Source organism: Botrimarina sp., assembly GCF_040219535.1.
Taxonomy (GTDB): Bacteria; Planctomycetota; Planctomycetia; order Pirellulales; family Lacipirellulaceae; genus Botrimarina.
Genome location: NZ_JAVJSH010000020.1, coordinates 139597 through 158967, shown reverse-complemented (window position 1 = coordinate 158967; position 19371 = coordinate 139597). Strand labels below are relative to the sequence as shown.

The 19371-nt window shown below is 68.8% G+C and carries 14 protein-coding genes and 1 tRNA gene; 5 read left to right on the top strand and 10 right to left on the bottom strand.

The features are described from left to right. Positions 1-187: 187 nt before the first annotated feature. Together RIC11_RS10915 and RIC11_RS10910 are read right to left on the bottom strand one after the other, a co-directional pair. Complete coding sequence (locus tag RIC11_RS10915) at positions 188-1291, bottom strand: S1C family serine protease (RefSeq protein WP_350211143.1); 1104 nt, start codon at positions 1289-1291, stop codon at positions 188-190. A gap of 110 nt (positions 1292-1401) precedes the next feature. After that, positions 1402-3339, bottom strand: coding sequence for an SLC13 family permease (locus RIC11_RS10910; protein ID WP_350211141.1), 1938 nt, complete (start codon positions 3337-3339; stop codon positions 1402-1404). Between the two features lie 379 nt (positions 3340-3718). On the opposite strand from RIC11_RS10910, the gene RIC11_RS10905 reads away from it, so the two are divergent. Beyond that, positions 3719-7864, top strand: a complete 4146-nt coding sequence (locus RIC11_RS10905; RefSeq protein WP_350211139.1) for a vWA domain-containing protein — start codon at positions 3719-3721, stop codon at positions 7862-7864. A gap of 18 nt (positions 7865-7882) precedes the next feature. Here the strand turns inward: RIC11_RS10905 and rph are convergent, their stop codons facing one another. The 4 genes from rph to argB form a co-directional block, all read right to left on the bottom strand. Then, the gene (gene rph / locus RIC11_RS10900) at positions 7883-8602 is read right to left on the bottom strand and encodes a ribonuclease PH (RefSeq protein WP_350211137.1); all 720 of its coding nucleotides are present in this window, start codon (positions 8600-8602) and stop codon (positions 7883-7885) included. A 53-nt stretch (positions 8603-8655) separates the two neighbouring features. Beyond that, complete coding sequence (gene argF / locus RIC11_RS10895) at positions 8656-9582, bottom strand: ornithine carbamoyltransferase (protein ID WP_350211135.1); 927 nt, start codon at positions 9580-9582, stop codon at positions 8656-8658. A gap of 53 nt (positions 9583-9635) precedes the next feature. Then, entirely contained in the window at positions 9636-10841 is a 1206-nt protein-coding gene (locus RIC11_RS10890; RefSeq protein ID WP_350211133.1) for an aspartate aminotransferase family protein, read from the bottom strand. Positions 10842-10969: 128 nt separating this feature from the next. Then, on the bottom strand, positions 10970-11881 hold the full coding sequence (gene argB / locus RIC11_RS10885; protein ID WP_350211131.1) for an acetylglutamate kinase: 912 nt from the start codon (positions 11879-11881) through the stop codon (positions 10970-10972). A gap of 228 nt (positions 11882-12109) precedes the next feature. On the opposite strand from argB, the gene RIC11_RS10880 reads away from it, so the two are divergent. Both RIC11_RS10880 and RIC11_RS10875 read left to right on the top strand, forming a co-directional pair. Beyond that, on the top strand, positions 12110-12853 hold the full coding sequence (locus tag RIC11_RS10880) for an NTP transferase domain-containing protein (RefSeq protein ID WP_350212034.1): 744 nt from the start codon (positions 12110-12112) through the stop codon (positions 12851-12853). 60 nt (positions 12854-12913) lie between these two features. Then, positions 12914-13900, top strand: coding sequence for a ribose-phosphate diphosphokinase (locus tag RIC11_RS10875; RefSeq protein ID WP_350211129.1), 987 nt, complete (start codon positions 12914-12916; stop codon positions 13898-13900). Positions 13901-14035: 135 nt separating this feature from the next. On the opposite strand, the gene RIC11_RS10870 is transcribed toward RIC11_RS10875, so the two are convergent. The 3 genes from RIC11_RS10870 to RIC11_RS10860 form a co-directional block, all read right to left on the bottom strand. Beyond that, positions 14036-14311: a hypothetical protein gene (locus RIC11_RS10870; protein ID WP_350211127.1), complete on the bottom strand. Its 276-nt coding sequence runs from the start codon at positions 14309-14311 to the stop codon at positions 14036-14038. A gap of 324 nt (positions 14312-14635) precedes the next feature. Next, positions 14636-14707 (bottom strand) — tRNA-Gln (locus RIC11_RS10865). Positions 14708-14801: 94 nt separating this feature from the next. Then, positions 14802-15548: a redox-sensing transcriptional repressor Rex gene (locus RIC11_RS10860; protein ID WP_350211125.1), complete on the bottom strand. Its 747-nt coding sequence runs from the start codon at positions 15546-15548 to the stop codon at positions 14802-14804. A gap of 409 nt (positions 15549-15957) precedes the next feature. Between RIC11_RS10860 and RIC11_RS10855 the strand changes: the two genes are divergently transcribed. Continuing rightward, entirely contained in the window at positions 15958-17148 is a 1191-nt protein-coding gene (locus RIC11_RS10855; RefSeq protein ID WP_350211124.1) for a hypothetical protein, read from the top strand. Between the two features lie 188 nt (positions 17149-17336). Here the strand turns inward: RIC11_RS10855 and RIC11_RS10850 are convergent, their stop codons facing one another. Further along, a complete protein-coding gene (locus tag RIC11_RS10850) occupies positions 17337-17750 on the bottom strand; it encodes a GlcG/HbpS family heme-binding protein (protein ID WP_350211122.1) in 414 nt (137 codons plus the stop codon). Between the two features lie 227 nt (positions 17751-17977). Between RIC11_RS10850 and RIC11_RS10845 the strand changes: the two genes are divergently transcribed. Next, positions 17978-19222: a Y-family DNA polymerase gene (locus RIC11_RS10845; RefSeq protein ID WP_350211120.1), complete on the top strand. Its 1245-nt coding sequence runs from the start codon at positions 17978-17980 to the stop codon at positions 19220-19222. The last annotated feature ends 149 nt before the right edge of the window (positions 19223-19371 follow it).

Below are 19371 nucleotides of genomic sequence, written 5' to 3'. Positions count from 1 at the left end.
CCCGTGCGCCTAACTCGAAGTCCGCCAACGTGCTGCGGAGCCTGCCTCGGGGGTCGCTCGGCGGCCGGACCAAGTCGATCAGCCACTGAAAAATCTGAGCAAACCCGCCAAGAAAGGGAGAATAGGGGCTTTGGGCTGGCCGCCATCGCGCGTCTTTAGCCGCGCCACGACTCGAGGCCGAACGCGGCTACCGCCGAGCCGTGCGCGGCTCGGTTGCAGAGAGCGTCACAGGGATGTCGACGCGGCTGCCGTCGCGCACAACCGTGAACACGACCCGGTCGCCCGGCTTGTAGCCGTCCATGATGTCGATGAACTCGGTGTGTGTCTTGACTGGCTGGCCATCGACAGCGGCGATCAGGTCGGCGTAATCGCGATCGATCTCGCGCTCGCGGTAGAGGATGGCCCCCTCGCGCCAGCGCCGCTCGACGATCCGCATGCCGCGCAGCCCCGCGGCGTCGGCCGGGCTGCCGTCGCTCACCCGCCACACGCGTAGGCCCTGCGGCGTTTCGCTCACCTGCACGATGCCGTGGTAAGCACGGAGGATCCTGCCGTGGCGGATCAACTCCGGCACGAAGCGCCGCACCCGGTCGACCGGGATCGCGAATCCAACGCCCGAGTTCTGCCCGACCGAGCTGCGGATCGCGACGCACATGCCGATCATCTCGGCCGACGAGTCCAGCAGCGGGCCGCCGGAGTTGCCGGGGTTCATCGCCGCGTCGGTTTGGATCATGCCGGTCATCACGCTGCCGTCGGTGCGGCTGGGGAGCGAGCGGTTGAGGCTCGAAACGATGCCGGTCGTCAGCGTGCCGTCGAGGCCGAAGGGATTGCCGAGCGCAAACGCCTTTTGACCGACACGCAGGCCCTCGCTGCGGCCCAGCTCGATCGGGTCGAGGGTCTCGGGTTTCGCGTCGATCTTGAGCACGGCGATGTCGTACTCTTCGTCGCGGCCGACGATCTGCGCGTTGTAGGTCCGGTCATCCGAGAAGGCGACCACCACCTGCCGCGCGCCCTCGATCACGTGGTTGTTGGTGAGGATGTGGCCCTCCTTATCCAGCACGCACCCGGACCCCGCCCCCTCGCCGGGGATCGCCCGTCCGAAGATAGGATCGACCTGGACCGTGCTGGTCGTGATGTGCACGACGCTCTTGTTGACGGTCTCGTAAACCCGGATGTTGGCCAGCTCCTCGGGGGTGAACTGGGCGGCGGCGGCCGCTGGGAAGGCTGCAAACGCCGCGGTGGCGATCGCAACAAGCAGCGCGCCGGCGGCGGCGAGGCGTTGGGGCGTAGACATGGCCTGTCGGTTCACGGCGACTAGGTCTCTGCGGTTGGGAGGGAGGGACGACTCTCACGCCGGTACGCGGCGCGCCCGCCGTTCGTTCGTCGGTTGGCTGCTGAATGCGGTCATCCAAGCGGGAACGGCCATAGGATGCCGATCAGGCCGATCGCCGCAATAGCGACCAGCAGGGCCAGCGGCCCCCCCACGCGGAGATAGTCCCGCGGGTGGTAGCCGCCGGGGCCCATCACCATCAGGTTCGTCTGGTAGCCGATCGGCGTGGCGAACGACAGCGACGCGGCCACCGCCACCGCGATCAAGAACGGCCGCGGGCTGACGCCCGCCTCGAGCGCAATCCCCGCGGCGATCGGGATCATGATGGTCGCCACCGCGGCGTTGGTGATCGCCTCGGTGAGGAGCATCGAGAGGACGTACACGGTTGCTAGCAGCAGCCACGGCAACAGCGAATCGGGCGCCGGGGCGAGCTGCACCGACTGGACCAGCACGCGGGCCACCCACTCGGCCGCGCCGCTCTCGCTGAGGGCTTTGCCCAGCCCGATCGCCGCAGCGATGGTGATGAGGATCTGCAGGTCGATTGCCGAGCGGGCCTGGTTGGAGGTCAAGCACCGAGTGGCGATCATGGCCGCCACGAGCGCCATGCCCGCGACCGGCTGCACCGACCGCGTCAGCAGCATCCCCAGCGGCCCGCCGATGTCTCCCACGGTCGCGCCCGCGATCAGCCACGCGATCAGGGCGACGAACAGCGCGACGGCGATCGGAGCGCGGTCGTGGCGCCGAGCCGACGACCCGCCGACCTCGCTCACGAGGTAGAAGTCGCGGCTGTTGCGTTGCGTTTCTACGAATCCCGAGCGGGTCTGCAGCAGCAGCGTGTCGCCTGCCTGCAAACGGATGTCGCCGATCTTGGCGCCCAGCCGCTCGCCGCCGCGGTGCACCGCGACGATCGCCGCGTTGTACCGCTGGCGGAAGTTCGCTTCTCGGACGGTGCGTCCGATCACGGGCGAAGTGCGCGACAACACGGCCTCGGAGAGCTGCCGCCGGGTGCGCTCGGCGGGCTGGAACTCGTAGGTGATGTCGGCGGCCGGCACCAAGCCGGGGATCCGCTCGAGGTCGGCGATCGTGCCCACCACGCCGGTGAAGATCATCCGGTCGTGCGTCTGGATGACGTCGGACGGCGTGACCGGGGTGATCGACTCTTGATCCCGTGTGATCTCGATCAAGAACAGCCCCGGCAGGTGGCGGAGCCCGGCTTGTTCGACCGATTTCCCGACCAGCCCGCAGCCGGGCTGCACGAGCATCTCGGCCAGGTACTCGCGGCGGCGATCGCCGAGGTCCTCTAGCAGGTCGACCCGGTTGGGCAGCCGTCGGGGCGCGGCGAACAGCAGGTAGGCGATGCCCACCGCCGCGACCGGGGCGCCCACGCGGCCGATCTCGAGCAGGCCGATCGGGGCGGTCCGTTCGATGAACCGCTCGTCGAGCGCCGCGCCGCCTCGGCGAGCGGCCTCCAGCTTCGCGTGCTCGTCCGCGATCTGTGCGTTGCACACCAGCGTGGTGCTGGTGCCGATCACGGTGATCACACCGCCCAAGATGGTGAGGTAGCTCAGGGGCATCAGCAGCCGCGACGGCGACACCTTCCGCGAGCGGCACCAATCGATCACGACCGGCGCGAGCATCGCCACGAGCGGCGTGTTGAGGACGACCGCCGAGATCGGCGTCACGAGCGTCAGCCGCAGGAGGGCTTGCCGCTCGGTCTTGGCGGATCCCAGCAACCACCCGCCGATCCAGTCGAGCGCGCCGGTCGTGCGGAGGCCCGCGGCCGCGGCGAACAGCGCCCCGATCAGCAGGACCGGCCCGCTAGAGAAGCCGGACAGGGCGGTCTCGGCGGGAACGATCCCGGCGAGCGTAACCAGAGTGAGGGCCCCCACGAACAGCAGGTCCACCGGCGTCGACCGGCGTAGCATGAGCGTCGCGAACACGCCAACCACGACCGCCAGCGCGAGTCCGGCGTGCCATCCCGGCGCGGCGACGACCAGTGCAACGGGCGGCATAGGATTGCGGTAGAGCATGAGCGGATGCGGACGGCCGCGACGCCAACAATCGCAGCATCGGTTTACGGCCGCTAGTGCGTGTCAGCCACCCGCCGCGGGGCCAGCCGAAGCGGCGACCGCTACAGGCGTTGCAATCGACGCGTTGAAAACGGCGAAAACTGGTGGAAGGGCATTTCTGCCGCGGATAAGATAGAGGCTCTTGGCTAAATACACAGCCGGCAACGGTTTGCGCTGCTGCTTCGGTCGCCGGGCGCGCTTCCTCGAAGCCCCCGATCGAGCAGAAACCGACGGCGTCAGCGCCGGCGCTAGATTATTGTTCGGACAGAGACAGGCCCGGCTTTCCCAAGCGGACGGCTTTCCCAGCGGAGCAGCCCTCGAGATGATCTTGAACCCTCTTCGTCGGTCGTGGTTCACCCTTTCGACCGGTCGCGTCGGACTGGCGTTGCTCGCCGGCTGCTGCGCAGCGGCTTCGGCTGCCGCGGCGTCGGCCGCCAGTGACATCGACCTGAAGGTGTACGACACGCCAGAGGGCGACCGCTACTTCGCGGCCAGCTTCGGTCCGATCGAGCCCGAAGCGCGGCCGACCCCCAGCGACATCGTCGTGGTCGTCGACACGTCGGCCAGCCAAGTCGGTCCGTTCCGGCGGACGGCGATCGCTTCGGTCGAAGCCCTGCTTGAGAGCCTGCACCCGGATGACCGCGTCGAGCTAGTGGCCGCCGACCTCGACGCCCGCCTGCTCACCGACGGCCCGGCCCGGCCCGGCAGCCCGGAGCTGGCCTCGGCCATCGAAAAGCTGCGGGGGACGACGCCGCTCGGGGCGAGCGAGCTCCGGGCGACCGTCGAGAAAGCGGCCGACTTGTTGGCCGAGCGCGACGGCGACCGCTTGCGGACGATCGTCTACGTGGGCGATGGCGTAGCGATGGGCCAGACGGACCTATCGGGGCAATGGGCGGCGACGGTCGAGCAGTTGCGTCGCGACCGGATCACCGTGTCTAGCTACGCCGTTGGGCCGAAGGTGAACGCCAACTTGCTCGCCGCGCTGGCCAACCAGACCGGCGGGAACCTGTTCGTCGACGAGTCGGGCCTCGCCGCGTCGGACGCCGACGCCGCGCGGCGTGGCGGGCGCGTGGGCCGAGTGCTGGCCGACTGGAGCCACGCGGCGGTCGCCTGGCCCGAGTCCGCGTCGGCCAACGACGCCGTCCTGGCGGCCTACCCGGCCGACATGCCGCCGCTGCGGAGCGATCGCGACACGATCGTCGTGGGGCGGATGACGCGGGACGCCCAGCGGCTGGAGGTCGACGCCCTGGAGGGCGATCAGGCCCTGGTGTGGTCGGCGACTGTGCCCGTGGCGAGCGACGACAACGCCTTCCTCAAGTCGCTGGTCGACCGCTCCGCGGCCGATGGCGGCTTAGCCCTCACCACGCTCGGCACAGCCGGCCTCGACGAGACGGCTCGTCTGGTCAACGCCGAGACCCGCCGGCTGACGAAGGTCGCCGAGCAAGCCGCCGCCCTGGGCGACGCCGAGGGCGCCGCCCGCATCAGCCAAGCGGTGCTGCGGCGCGACCCGGGCAACCTGCGGGCGAAGACCGTGCAGCAAGTCCGCGACGAGAACTCGCTCAATCTGATCCGCACCGCCCAGCTGGAGGTCCTGCCGAACGATCCGGCGAGCCCCGCCCCGATCGACCAACCCGAGCCCTCCTTCGGCGAGGCCGCGCCGCGCTTCGAGGACGATGGCCTCTACCCGCCGCGCGAAGCGGTCGTCGATGGGCGCTTCCTCGGCGCCGTGGAACGCAACCGCAGCGTGTTCGCCCAGTTGCTCGAGCGCGAGGTGTCGACCGCGATCGCCGATGCCCGCGACGCCATGGCGACCGACCCCGAGCAGGCGATTCAGGCCCTCAAGCTGATGCTACAGAACGTCGAGCAAGCGCCGGAGCTGATCGCATCGGTCCGCGCCGGCCTCATCGACAAGCTCCAAGCGGCCCTCCGCGAGGCGGGGCGGCAAGCGGCCATCAAGGACGAGCTCGACCGCGAGCGGCAAGAGGTCCTCGCCGCCGCCGAGGAACGCCGCCTGCTCTTGGCCCGGATGGAGCAGAAGCGCGAGCAACTCGACCAGCTCGTCGAGCGGTTCAACGCCCTGATCGACGAACGCCGGTTCGCCGAAGCGGCCGAGATCGCCGACATCACCGAAGAAATCGCGCCCGAAGAGGTCGTCCCGCGTGTGGTCCGTGTGTGGGGCGAGCTGAAGCGTTACCACGAGCTGAACGAAGAGCTGCGCCAGCGGCGGGCGGCCGGCTTCATCGAGACGCTCGCCCAGGTCGAGCTGTCGGCGATCCCGTTCCCGGACAACATCTTGATGCAGTTCCCGGACGCGGAGCGTTGGCGCGAGATCACCCGCTTGCGGGAGAAATACAAGTCGGTCGACGTGGCCGGTGAGAGCCCCTCGGAGAAGGCGATCTACGACGCGCTGGGGAGCCCCCTGCCCGCGAGCGGGCTGGACTGGGTCGACATCCCGCTCGAAGAGGGCGTCAGCCTGCTGAGCGAACAGTACAACATCCCCATCGACCTTGCGACCACTGCGCTGAGCGACTTCGGCATCGATGCCGATGAGCCGATCACCATCAGCCGGCGCAACGTGTCGCTGAGGTCCGCGTTGCGGAGCATCCTCGAGCCGCTCGAGCTGACCTACGTGATCGACAACGAGATCCTGCTGATCACGACCGAAGAGGACGCGTCGACGCGGCTGACGGCCAAGGTCTACCCGGTCGCCGACCTCGTGATCCCGATCCCGCCGCCGCAGGCGGGCGGCATCGGCGGCGGCGGCGGCGGCCTGGGTGGCGGCGGCGGTGGCCTCGGCGGTGGCGGCCTGGGTGGCGGTGGCGGCGGCCTGGGCGGCGGCGGCGGCGGCTTCGGCGGTGGCGGCGGCGCGTTCAGCGTGCCGGACGACGCGCCGGCCCTGTCGCTGAAGCGGCCCGAGCGCCGGTTGTCGATTGAGCCAGAGGCCGACGACACCCCCGCCGAACCGGCCCAGATCACCGCTTCGGCGTCCGAAGAAGAGCCGGTCGAGCCGATCCGATTGCCCGAAGGCGGCGCCGCGCAAGCCGAGTGGGACGCGGTCTTCGCCGACCCGGCGCCCGCTCCAGTAGCCGTTCGCGACGCGGCCCGTCGGTTGATGGACGCCAAGCGTTACGAGGGCGTCGCGTCGATGATCGACGCCGCGATCCGCGCCGGTGAGCAGCAGGCCTGGATGTACGAGTCGCTCGCTATCGCAATGCGGCTGGACGGACGCGACGACGCCCAGGTCGAGCGCGCGCTGCTTTCGGCGGTCGATCTGGCGACCGACCCCGATCAACTGGCCGCGATCGCCGATTACCTGATCGGGATGGGTTTGGACCGCCGCGCGGTGCAGGTCTACCGATTGGCGCTCGCACGCGATCCCCTCCTGCAAGACGTCCTCGCCCCGGCCCTGGCGGCAGCCAAGCGGTCGGCAGACACCGACGCGCTGCGGGCCGTGACGACCGAGATCCTCGGCCGCGCCTGGCCACGCGACAAGCAACGGCTGGTCGACGAGGCGCGCCTCGTCAGCAAGGCGCTGCTCGAGCGGCTCGAGGCCGAGGGCGACTCGCGGGCCGCCGAGCGGTACCGAGAGGAACTAGCTCAAGCCAAGCGCCGCGACTTCCAGGTTCGCGTCACCTGGTCCGGCGAAGCCGACATCGATCTGGCCGTCCGCGAGCCGGGCGGCACGGTCTGTTGGGCCGGCGCGCCGGTCACCGCCGGGGGCGGGCTCCGCGTCGAGGGAACCGGCGAGAAGGGCGTCCGCAGTGAAACTTACGAGTGCCCACGGGGCTTCTCCGGCAAGTACGAGGTGCTCGTGTCGAAGGTGTGGGGCGAACCGGTGGCCGACACGGTGAACGTCGAAGTGACGATCGCCGCCGGCACGGAGCACGAAGAAGCCCAGTCGCAGCAGATCCAGCTCGGCGAAGACGGCAAGGCCCTCGCCGAGTTCGAGGCGGCCGCCGGACGCCGAGTCGAACCGATCGACGACCAGCTACTCGCCGCGGCGCTCGAGCGCCAAAACGAGGTCACACAGGCCGTCTTGATGCAACAGCTCGGCTCTCTGTCGCAGGAGGGCCCCGTGTCGCTCCGCCCCGACCAGGAGCGGCGCCGCCGGCTGGCGCTGGCCGGCCGTGGCGCCGTCGGCTTCCAGCCGCAGATCACGGTCCTGCCCGAGGGCACGCAGATGTCCGCCTCGGCGGTGGTGTCGGCCGACCGGCGGTTCGTGCGTGTCTCGCCGAACCCGAGCTTCACCGGAATCGGCGAGATCTTCACCTTCTCGTTCACCGGCCCGGGCACCTCGCCCGGCCAGCAGCTGACCCAAGCGGCCGCTTCGATTCCCGGCGGCGGCCAAAACAACCAGGGCGGCGGCGCAGGCGGCCTGGGCGGCGGGGCCGGCGGGCTTGGCGGCGGCGGCGGGGCCGGCGGGCTTGGCGGCGGCGGGGCCGGCGGCCAGGGGGGCGGCGCCTTTTGAGGCTCCGGGTTCGGCGGCCTAAGCGAGCACTTCGCGCTGGCGTGCGGCCAACTCGGCTGTCGCGGCGAGCGCCAAGTCGAGCATCGCGTCGAGCTGCGCCTTCGTGAAAGTGGCTCCCTCGCCGCCCCCGACCACCTCGACCAGCTCTCCCGCGCCGGTCGCAACGACGTTCATGTCGACCGCCGCGGTGGAGTCTTCGGGGTAGTCCAGGTCGAGCACCGCGTCGCCGGCAACGATACCCACGCTCACCGCCGCGATCGGGTCCGCCAGCGGCCGCCGCAGCGGGGCGGGGAAGACGGCTTGGCCTTGCTCGTCGCGGATCGAGCGGAGCGCCGCGGCGAGGGCGATCCAGCCGCCCGTGATGCTCGCGGTTCGCGTGCCGCCGTCGGCGCGCAGCACGTCGCAGTCGACGGTGATCGTGCGCTCGCCGAGGGCCCCGAGGTCGATGCCGGCGCGAAGGGAGCGGCCGATGAGGCGTTGGATCTCGGTCGATCGGCCGTCGGCCCGCCGCGCTTTGCGGGGCCGGGTAGAGCCCGGCAGCATGTTGTATTCGGCGGTCACCCAGCCGCGGCCCTTGCCAGCGAGCCAAGTGGGCACGTCCGGCGCGACGCTCGCGGTGCAGAGCACGATCGTGCCGCCCCACTCGACAAGCACGCTCCCGTCGGCCGCCGACGCGTAGCCGAGCGAGAAGCGGAGCTGGCGGAGTTGATCGGCGCGTCGCCCGTCGTGGCGTGGCATCGGCTGCTCGCTGTTACCTGGCTGCTGCGTGAGGGTGAAAACGCCGCCGGCGGTCAGCCAGCGGCGTGCGTGCCGAGCAGCCAAACGAGCACGCCCTTCTGGGCGTGCATGCGGTTGGCGGCCTGCTCGACGACCACGCTCCGCTCGTGGTCCATGACGCCGTCGGTCACCTCTTCGCCGCGTTTGGCCGGCAGGCAATGCATGAAAACGGCGTCGTCCGGCGCGGTTGCGAACAAGTGCTCGTTCACTTGGAACGCGGCGAAGTCCTTCTTTCGTTTGGCCTCTTCGGCCTCTTGCCCCATGCTGGCCCACACGTCGGTGTAGATGGCCGACGCGCCGTCGACGGCGGCCTCCGGATCGCTGGTCACGGTGAGCTTCGCGTCGGGACACTGCTTGCGGACGCGGTCGAGGTAGCCGTTCTCCATCTCGTAGCCGCTGGGCGTGGCCATCACGAACTCTACACCTAGCTTTGCGCAACCGAGCGCGAGGCTTCGCGCGACGTTGTTGCCGTCGCCGACCCACGCCAGCTTGCGGCCGGCCAAGCCGCCGAACCTCTCGCGGATCGTGAACAAGTCGGCGATCGCCTGGCACGGGTGCGCCCGGTCGGTCAGGCCGTTAATGACCGAGCAAGCGGAGTGCTTGGCGAACTCGGTGACGGTGTCGTGCCGCTTGCTGCGGATGACGACCACGTCGACCATCTGCGACAGCACGCGGGCGAAATCGGCCATCGACTCACGCTTGCCGCCGAAGCCCGTGTCGGCGCCCAGCATCAGGCTCCCGCCGCCCAGGTGGGTCATGCAGGCCTCGAAGCTGACGCGGGTGCGGAGCGACTGCTTCTCGAAAAGCAGCGCGAGCACCCGGCCGGGCAAGAGGGGCTCGCGTACGCCCTGGGCGAACTTGCTCTTCAGGTCTTCGGTGATCGCGAAGATGGTCTCTAGCTGCGCGGCGGTGACGTCGTCGAGCGTAACGAGGTGGCGCATGGCAAGGCAGTCAGGCGGGAGGCGGACGGGGGGCCGGGGGGACAGGTCGGCCGCTAGGCTTCGATGGTCCGGAGCACGTCGGCGAGGACCTGGCAGCCCTCGTCGACCTCGTCGTCGGTGAGGGTCATCGCCGGCAACAGGCGGATCACCTTCCCCTGGGTGCAGTTGATCAAGAGGCCCCGTTTCATACACTCGGCGACGACCGGCGCCCCCTCGACGAGCAACTCCAGGCCGATCATCAGGCCGCACACGCGCAGCTCTTGGCAGTGCGGCAGCTCGTCGACCAACGGGGCGAGGTTCTCTCGGAATCGCTCGCCGAGTTGTTTGGCGCGATCGAGCAGGCCTTCGCGCTCGATCGTTTCGAGCGTCGCGATCCCGGCCCTGGCGGCCAGCGGGTTGCCCCCGAACGTGGCCGCGTGCATCCCGGGGCGGAGGCTGGGGGCGATCTCGGCCGTGGTCAGCAAGGCGCCGCCGGCCACGCCGCCGCAGAGGCTCTTGGCCAGGGTCATCACGTCGGGCGTGACGCCGAAGTGCTGGTAGGCAAACCACTCACCGGTGCGGCCGCAGCCGGCCTGGACCTCGTCGAAAACGAGCAGCAGCTCGTTCTCGTCGGCGATCGCCCGCAGCCCTTCGAGGAACCCCTCCGGCGGAAGCCGGATCCCTCCCTCGCCCTGGATCGGCTCGACGAGCAGCCCGGCGGTTTCGTCGTCGACCAGCTCGCGGACCGCGTCGAGGTCGCCGAAGGGGGCGTAGTCGAACCCCGCGACGAGCGGGCCAAGGCCCTCGTGGTACTTCGGCTGCGCCGTGGCGGTCGTGGCGCCGAGCGTGCGGCCGTGGAACCCGCCGGTAAACGTGATGATCTTGTAACGCTCCTCGGGCGTGTGGAGCCGGACCAGCTTGATCGCCGCCTCGTTGGCCTCCGCTCCGGAGTTGCAGAAGAAGGCTTGGCCCCCGAAGGAGCGCTCGCTGAGGAGCTTGGCCCATTGGCCCTGCGGCTCCATGTACCAACTGTTGGGCACGTGGATCAGCTTGGCGACCTGGTCCTGCACGGCCTCGACGACCGCCGGGGGACAGTGCCCGAGCAAGTTGCACCCCCAGCCGGGAAAGAAATCGAGGTAGCGGCGGCCCTGATCGTCCCACACGTGCGAGCCCTCGCCGCGCACCAGCGACACCGGGTAGCGGCCGTAATTCGGCACGACGTACCGCTGGAACAGCTCGGCGGTAGCGGGCGACATCGAAACGTCGGCGGTGGTGGTCACGCTTGGTCTCCTAGGAAGGAACCCCGGACAGACACGGATAAACAGAGAGGGTTCGGGCGGGCGGGCGGCTTGGAGCCCCACCGCACACTCTCGTCGGTGCTTATCCGTTATTCATCGGTGGTTCACGGTCACGCCGCGGATTCGTGGACGATCTCGGTGCCGACGCCGCGGTTCGTGTAGATCTCGAGCAGCAGCGAGTGGCGGAGGCGGCCGTCGATGATGTGGATCTTGCCTACGCCCTTGTCTAGCGTTGCGAGGCACGCCTCGACCTTGGGGATCATGCCGCCGGCGATCGCGCCGACGCGGATCAGCTCGCGGCTGAGGTCGGGGGTGAGGGTCGTGATCAGGCTGCCGGGGTCGTGTTGGTCACGGAGCACGCCGGACACGTCGCTGAGGAAGACCAGTTTCTCGGCGCCGAGGGCCTCGGCGACCGCCATGGCGGCGGTGTCGGCGTTCACGTTCAGCAGCTGTCGCTCGCCATCGATTACCTCCTCGCTCTCGCAAAGGCAGGGGATGACGGGCACTTGGCCGGCGAAGCAGAGGTTGTCGAGGGTGTCGCGGTCGACCCGCGTGACGCGGCCCACGTGGCCCAAGTCGATCGGCTCGCCCCGCTCGTCAGAGAGCGTGATCCGCTCACCGAACAGCACGTTGTTGTTGGTCTCGCCTGCGCAATTGAGCGGCATCGCGCGGCCCCCGTACTCTTCGATGCGGGCGGCCAGGGCCTCGTTGATCTCGCCGCCGAGCACCCGCTTGGCGACGGCCAGCGTGGCGTCGTCCGTGTAGCGGCGGCCCTGGACGAACCGTGGCTCGAGCCCCTCGGCGGCCATCGCTTGGGTGATCGCCTTGCCGCCGCCGTGCACGATCACCGGCCGCATGCCGACGGTCTCCATGAAGACAATGTCGATCAGCAGGTGGCGGAGCGCGTCCTCGTCGTCCAACAGGCTCCCGCCGAGCTTGATCACCGTGACGCTGTCGCGGAACCGGCGGATCCACCCCATCGCCTCGATGAGCACGTCGGCTTTTTCGATCGCTTCTTGCACGGGGGCCTCGCGGGGACAGAATCTCGGATTTTACTTGCCCGGCAGGCGGCCCGCCAAGCCGGCCGACCAGTGTCCCAGGTGAGCCGGGCGCCCGCGTGCCGCCGATCCGGGGCTCGCGGCTGGAAGGCAGCGCCCGATTCGGCGATCATGTCGGCTGGCCATCTGCCCCCCGCCCTCTGCCGCCTGCTGCCCTCCATGACGATGATCCCGGAGTCCGCGTCCGCGCCGATGGCGATTGTGCTCGCCGCCGGCAAGGGGACGAGGATGAAGTCCGACCTGCCCAAGGTTCTCGTGCCTGTCGCCGGGCGACCGATGATCCGCTACGTGATCGACGCCCTCCGCGCCGCGGGCGTCGACCGGATCGTGGTGGTCGTGGGCTACGAGGCGGATTTGGTCGAGCGGGAGCTGGCCGGCGAGCGGGGCGTCGAGTTCGTGTTGCAACAAGAGCAGCTCGGCACGGGGCACGCGGTGATGATGGCCCGTGCGGCGATCGCCGAAGCCACCGGCCCGGTGGTCGTCGTGGCGGGCGATTCGCCGATGCTCCAGGCCTCGAGCCTGCAGGCGCTGCTTGAAGAGTTCGCCCGCTCCCGCCCGGCCTGCCTGCTGGGCACGGCCCACCGCGACGACCCGACCGGCCTAGGTCGCGTGGTCCGCGACGCCCGGGGCCACTTTGTGGGCGTGGTAGAACACAAGGACTGCACGCCCGAGCAGCGAGCGATCACCGAGGTGAACATGAGCACTTACCTGTTCGACTCGCGGGAGTTGCTGGCCTCGCTCGACAAGCTGACGACCGACAACGCCCAGGGCGAGTACTACATCACCGACTGCCCCGGCCTGCTGCTCAGCGAGGGGAAGGGGGTGCTCGCGTTGCCTGCGCTCAAACCGTGCGAGGCACTCAGCATCAACACGCCCGACGACCTGGCTGCCGTCGAAGCCGAACTGGCTCGGACGAGCGAGCCGCCGCACCCGTGATCTCGAAGCGTCGCTTGCGCTACCCACCGCCTACGGCCTCCAGCCCGCAGCCCGCCCCCAATGCACGACCTGAAGATCTTTAGCGGCACGGCCAACCCGCGGTTGAGCCAATCGATCGCCGACTACCTGGGCGTGCCGCTCGGGCGGGTGTCGCTGGGCCGTTTCCCCGACGGGGAGATTAGCTGCAAGATCGACGAGGACGTGCGCGGCCGCGACGTGTTCCTGATCCAACCGACTTGCCCGCCGGTCAACGAGAACCTCATGGAGCTTCTCGTGCTGATCGACAGCTGCCTGCGCGCCAGCGCCGAGCGAATCACCGCGGTGATCCCCTACTTCGGCTACGCGCGGCAAGACCGCAAGGACGAAGGCCGGGTGCCGATCACCGCCAAGCTGGTAGCCAATTTGATCACCCGCGCCGGCGCGACGCGGGTGCTGACGATGGACCTGCACGCGGCCCAGATCCAGGGGTTCTTCGACGTGCCGGTGGACCACCTCTACGCCGCGCCGGTGCTGAACGAGCACTTCCGCAAGGTGGTGCCGAACCTCGACGAGGTGGTTGTCGTGAGCCCCGACGAGGGGAGCATCAAACGCGCCTTGGGGCACGCGAAGCGGCTCGGATCGATCGACAAGTCGGGGGGCGTGTCGGTGGCGATTATCGACAAGCGACGCACCAGCGCCACGACAACCGAGCAAGCGAACATCCTCGGGGGCCCGATCGAGGGCCGCACCGCACTGATGTTCGACGACATGATCACCACCGCCGGGTCGATCCGCGGCGCCGCGCGGGTGCTGCACGACCACGGCGTGAAGGAGATCCACGTCGGCGTGACCCACGCCGTGCTGTGTGGGCCGGCGATGGAACGGCTGCGGGAGGCCGACCTCGCGAGCCTCGTTTGCACCAACTCGATCCCGCTCGCGGAGGCGCAGCGACTGCCCCAGACGCAGGTCCTGGACGCGGCGCCGCTGCTCGGCGAGGCGATCAAGCGGATCCACCGCAACGAGTCGGTGAGCAAGCTCTTCCGCGAAGCCCCCGAATCGGTGCGGTAGCCGCAGCGCAACAATAAGTAGCCGCAACCCCACAAAAAAACGTCCGCGCCGCTCGGCCGAGCGGTGCGGACGTCTGGGATGTGTGCCGAAGCGGGCGGCTCGGTCAGCCAGCGACGGCGCCGCCCCGCCGTGGGCTCACTCTTGCTCGTCTTCGGGGAAGTCGACGTCGACATCCGGGACAGAGACCTCGGCCTCCTCGGTGCCGACGTCCACGTCGGGAACTTCGACGGTCTTCTCTTCCATCGAGGCGTCGACCTCGGGGCCATCGACGTCGACCTCGGGCATCTCACCGGGCTCGACGTCGACGGCGGGCATCTTGCCTTCTTCCTCGACATCGACATCGCATCCAGCGAGGCCGACGCAGCAAGTCGCCGCCAGGACCAGGCCAAAGAACTTCTTGTAGTAAGTCATCTAAAGCTCCACGTTTCGAAGAATGTTGGAGTCGCCAACCCGTGGGCAGGGCAGCGGGTAAGGGGCGGAGGGGGGCGAACTCTCAGTCGCTAGTATAAGCCGAGGGGGAGCCGGGCGGGCCTCCCTCTTCCGACTGAAAGCTCCCGCGCCAGCCGCTAGTGATTCCGGTTGGGCCGGTGGTTCCGACGGCCGATCGGATCGCGACGAGCTTACTGATGCGCCCCCTTACGGGCTAGTAGCCCGGGCCATCTCCCAGGCCGAGTCGTGTCCTAGCCCGAGTCACCAACCCACCCGCCGCTCCGGGCCGCCGCCCGCAAGAGAAAACAACCCCGCCAGGACTCGAACCTGGAATAAGGGAATCAAAATCCCTGGTGTTACCAATTACACTACGGGGTTTCTGTCGGTTTCACGGCATCCGGCTCGGCAGGCTCCGCTGCCGGGCGATCTCCCTCCGCCAACGCGGACAGGCTAACCGAAATCGGCCGTCGAGTTAACGGCTGTCTCCCATCGGCGGCGAGGCCCTGGCGGTCGTCTGACGGTTGGCGACCGAGAAGCTGAGCTGCTCCAGTTCGGTCGCCAGGTCCACACCGACCAGTGCGACTCCTTCCGGCAAGGACAAAGTGACCGGGGCGAAGTTCAGGATACCGACGACCCCCGCAGCGACCAACCGGTCGGCGATGCCCTGCGCCGATTCGGCCGCCGTCGCGATCAGGCCGAGCGTCACCCCGTGCTGCCGCACGGTGCTCTCGAGCGACGAGATCGGCTCGACCGCGACGCCGCCAAAGCTCATCCCGACCTTCGCCGGATCGCTGTCGAACGCCGCCGCGACGCGGAAGCCCTGGGGCCGAAATCCCCGGTACCCCAGCAACGCGCGGCCCAAGTTGCCCACGCCCACGATCGCAACGACCCATTCCCGGTCGGTGCCAAGGATGCGTCGGATCGCGGCTACCAGCTCTTCACACCGGTAGCCAACCCCCGGATGCCCGAACTGCCCAAAGTAGGCTAAGTCCTTTCTGACCTGGGCGTCGGTGAAGCCGAGCATCTTCCCGAGCTGGCTGGAGCTGATGGTCTGGTCCCCGTTACGCAGCACCCGCTGCAGCTCTCTCAAGTAGAGGCTCAACCGGCTGACGACCGCCTTCGGAGGGGTGCGCGCCTCATCGCCCTTCGCGCCCGGCCGATCCTGCGGGCGGGCAGACGGGGGGCCGTTCGATGGGCTGGGTTCGGCGGATTCGGACATGCCGGCAGTTCGGTCGCGGTGTGGCTTCCCGGCGAAACACCCCGGCCGTGAACGGCCGGGCGGCTCGGCCGACAACCTCGAATCTACGGCGCCAGCGGGCGAGTCGCAATTTGTCCCGCTCTGCTAGGCCGGCGCCCCAGTGGCGAGGCTGCGGGGCCCCTAGCCGCCGCCGCTACAACCGTCGCGAACGGCCCCACGAATGATGCGCCGCGCGAGGGTAAGTCACGCGTGGCAAAAGAGTTGGGTCGCGCAAAGTGACCCTACCGGGGCGCCGGCGCCGACAGCGGAATCTAGGAAGAACAGCTAAGGGGCGCGGATTGAGTATCCCGACCTTACTACGGACGGATTTTGTCTGTCTTGACCAGACCCCCCACTACCCCCAGCTGTTTCTTGAGGAGGCGACAAACCAATGAAACGTTTGTACGGTCTGCCGCTCGTGGCCGCCGTCGTTTCGCTTGCGGGTTCGCAAGCAAACGCGGCGTGCAACTGTGCGGCACGTTATGCCAGCGCAGGCGGCGACGCCTGCTGCCCGGTTGAAGAGGGCGTCTGCGAGGCGCCGCACTACCACACCATCTACCGCACCGAGCGGTGCACGGTGATGGACCGCGTCGAGGAGACCCGCTACCGCACTTGCTACGAGCGGGTCCCCTACGAGAAGGTTGTCAACTACACGAAGTACGTTACCGAGACGCGTCAGAAGCAGGTCAACTACACGGTCATGAAGCCCGTGTGGGAGACCAAGACCCGCACCTACACGGTCAACCGGCCGGTGTGGGAGACCCGCCAGCGGGAGATCAACTACACGGTCATGAAGCCCGTGTACGAGACCAAGACCCGCACCTACACGGTCCAGAAGCCGGTGTGGGAGACCCGCACCCGCGACGTGACCTACTACGTCCGCAAGGCGGTCCCCTACACGAAGACGATCACGGTCAACGGCGGCAGCTGGCAGACCGAGACCTACACGATCCCGGGCAAGACCTACTACCGCACGGTCCGCACGCCGGGCAAGTGGGTTTACGACCCCTGCACCTGCACCTGCTGCTACCAGCCGGGCTCGTGCTGCAAGATCGAGTGCACCACGGAGCCGAAGACCTGCTGCAAGAAGGTCTGGGTCCCGACCTGCGAGACGAAAGAGATCTGCTGCACGAAGTACGTGTGCGAGCCGCGCACGAAGACCTGCTGCTACAAGGTCTGCACGATGGTCCCCGAGTGCAAGACCTGCACCTACCAGGTCTGCCGCATGGTTCCCGAGTGCCGCACGAAGACCTGCTGCTACAAGGTCTGCAAGATGGTGCCCGAGTGCAAGACCTGCACCTACAAGGTCTGCAAGATGGTTCCCGAGTGCCGCACGAAGACCGTGTGCTACAACGTCTGCGTGCCGCAGCAGTGCTGCAAGACCGTCACTTGCTACAAGTGCGAGGCCCGTCAGGTCCCCTACACGGTGACCAAGTGCGTGCCGCGAGTCGTCTGCAAGCAAATCCCCTGCAAGGTCCTCTGCACCAACCCGGACTGCCCCGAAGCGGGCGGCGCCGGTGCGGCCGAGGCCCCTTGCTCGGACTGCGGCGCCCCCGCGGGCGACTGCGGCTGCAACGGCTGAGTTGAATGACCGAGAACGGCCCCGCCGCCCGCGGCGGGGCTTAGCGAAGCCTCCCCTCTGAGCCGGCCGCCCCTCGTAGCGGCGGCCGCCGACTGAGAAAGAGGTCTGGTCAAGACGATTAGGGCGGCCCGGTCCACCTTGGACCGGGCCGCCTTTTTTCTTTTCTCTAGCAGCCCGGCACGACGCGTCTACGAGACGGCAGCCACCCCGGCCTCGGCGACCGTGTGGTCGTTCTCGACCGTGCTGCCGCTGACGCCGATCGCGCCGATGATCTGGCCCGACTTGTCCTTGATCGGCAAGCCGCCGGGGAACGTGATCAGGCCGCCGTTGGAGTGCTCGATCCCGTAGAGCGGGCCGCCCGGCTGCGAGAGCTTCCCGACCTCGCCCGTGGGCATGTCGAAATAGCGGGCCGTGCGGGCCTTGATCTGAGCGATATCGATCGAGCCCTGCCACGCGCCGTCTTCTTTCGCGAAGGCCGTCAGGTTCCCGCCGGCGTCGACCACGGCGATGTCCATCGCGGTCCCGATCTCTTGCGACTTCTTCATCGCCGCTTCAACAGCGGCCTGGGCTTGCTTCAAGGTGATTCCGATAGCGGATGGCATGGTCGTCTCCAGTGGGAGTTGGCCGCAGATGAACGCAGACGGATTCGGATGCACTTTCCGGCGTGTGACCTGACGGCTTACAAGCAGATGCGAGTCAGAAGCCGCGAGCCGCATCCGCACGTTCCTGCGCATCGTCAGCGGCTGAACTTCTGTCGGGAGAAGTTGATTGACGGAGCCGCCGCCGGTCGATAGTGTACGCGTGTCCCCATACCGCAAGGCGCCCCGCGATGGCCGAGGTCGATTGGCTGTTCCTCGACATGAACGCGTTCTTCGCCTCGGCGGAGCAACAGCTCCGCCCGGAGCTGCGCGGGCGGCCGGTTGCGGTCGTGCCCGCGATGACCGATCGAACGTCGTGCATCGCCGCGAGTTACGAGGCCCGGGCCTACGGCGTCCGCACCGGCACGAACGTCGGCGCCGCGCGGCGGCAGTGCCCGGGGCTCGTGCTCGTGAAGGGACGGCACGAGCGATACGTGGAGATGCACCACCGGATCGTCGCGACGGTCGATTCGGTTCTGCCCGTGACCAAGATCTGCTCGATCGACGAGATGGCCTGCCGGCTAGCGACGCCAGACAGGAACGCGACATCCGCCTCGTCGGTTGCCCGGCGCGTCAAGACGGCTATCGCGAACCAAGTGGGCGAGCACCTACGCTCGTCGATCGGCCTCGCGCCGAACCGCTTGCTCGCCAAGCTCGCCAGCAACCTCCACAAGCCCGATGGCCTATCGATCATCACCCGCGAAGAGCTCCCGCACCGACTGCACCGGCTGAAGCTCCGCGACTTCACGGGCATCGGCCCGAACCTCGAGAAACGCCTCGCCTCACGCGGGGTACGGACCACCGGGGCGCTCTGCGCGCTGTCGAAGGACGCGATGATCGAAGTCTGGGGCAGCCGCGTCGGCGGCCTCTGGTGGCACTGGCTACGCGGCGAAGAGGCCGACGAGCGGGCCACCCAGCGCCGCACCATCGGGCACTCCAAGGTGCTCGCCCCGCCCGATCGCACCGAAGCGACCAGCCGCGCGACCCTGGTGCGGTTGATCCACAAGGCGGCCGCCCGGCTCCGCAAGGCGGAGCTGGTGGCTCGGCGGATCGAGTTCGGCGTGAACCACCTGGGCGGGGGCAAGTGGCGCGGCCGCGCTTGCCTGGCCGCCTGCGACGATACGCCGACGATGCTCAAGGCATTCGAGTCGGCTTGGCGCCTCCGCGGGCCAGACGACAGGACGGCCGTTCCGCTGAAGGTATCGGTCACGCTCTGGAAGCTAGAGCCAGCCCGGCGCCGAAGCCTTCCGCTCTTCGCCGAGGACCGACAAGCGGCGAGCGCGGCGAGGGCCATGGACGCGGTCAACAACCGCTTCGGGACCGGCTCGATGTACTTCGCCTCGATGCACGACGCGCGAGCGGCGGCCCCGCCGCGGATCGCCTTTCAGCACATTCCGGAGCTCGAGCCGCAACGCGCGCCGCCCCAACGGCAGTAGCCCCCAACGGCAGTAGCCCCCAGCGGCCACGCTGCCGCCCTCAACGAACCGGCGCCAATATGGCAGACCGGCCTCGCTCGGTTGCCGCTGGGCATCGAGCGATTCTCCACAAACGGCTTCTCTCAAATGCTTTACGGCTGCTGGCACGC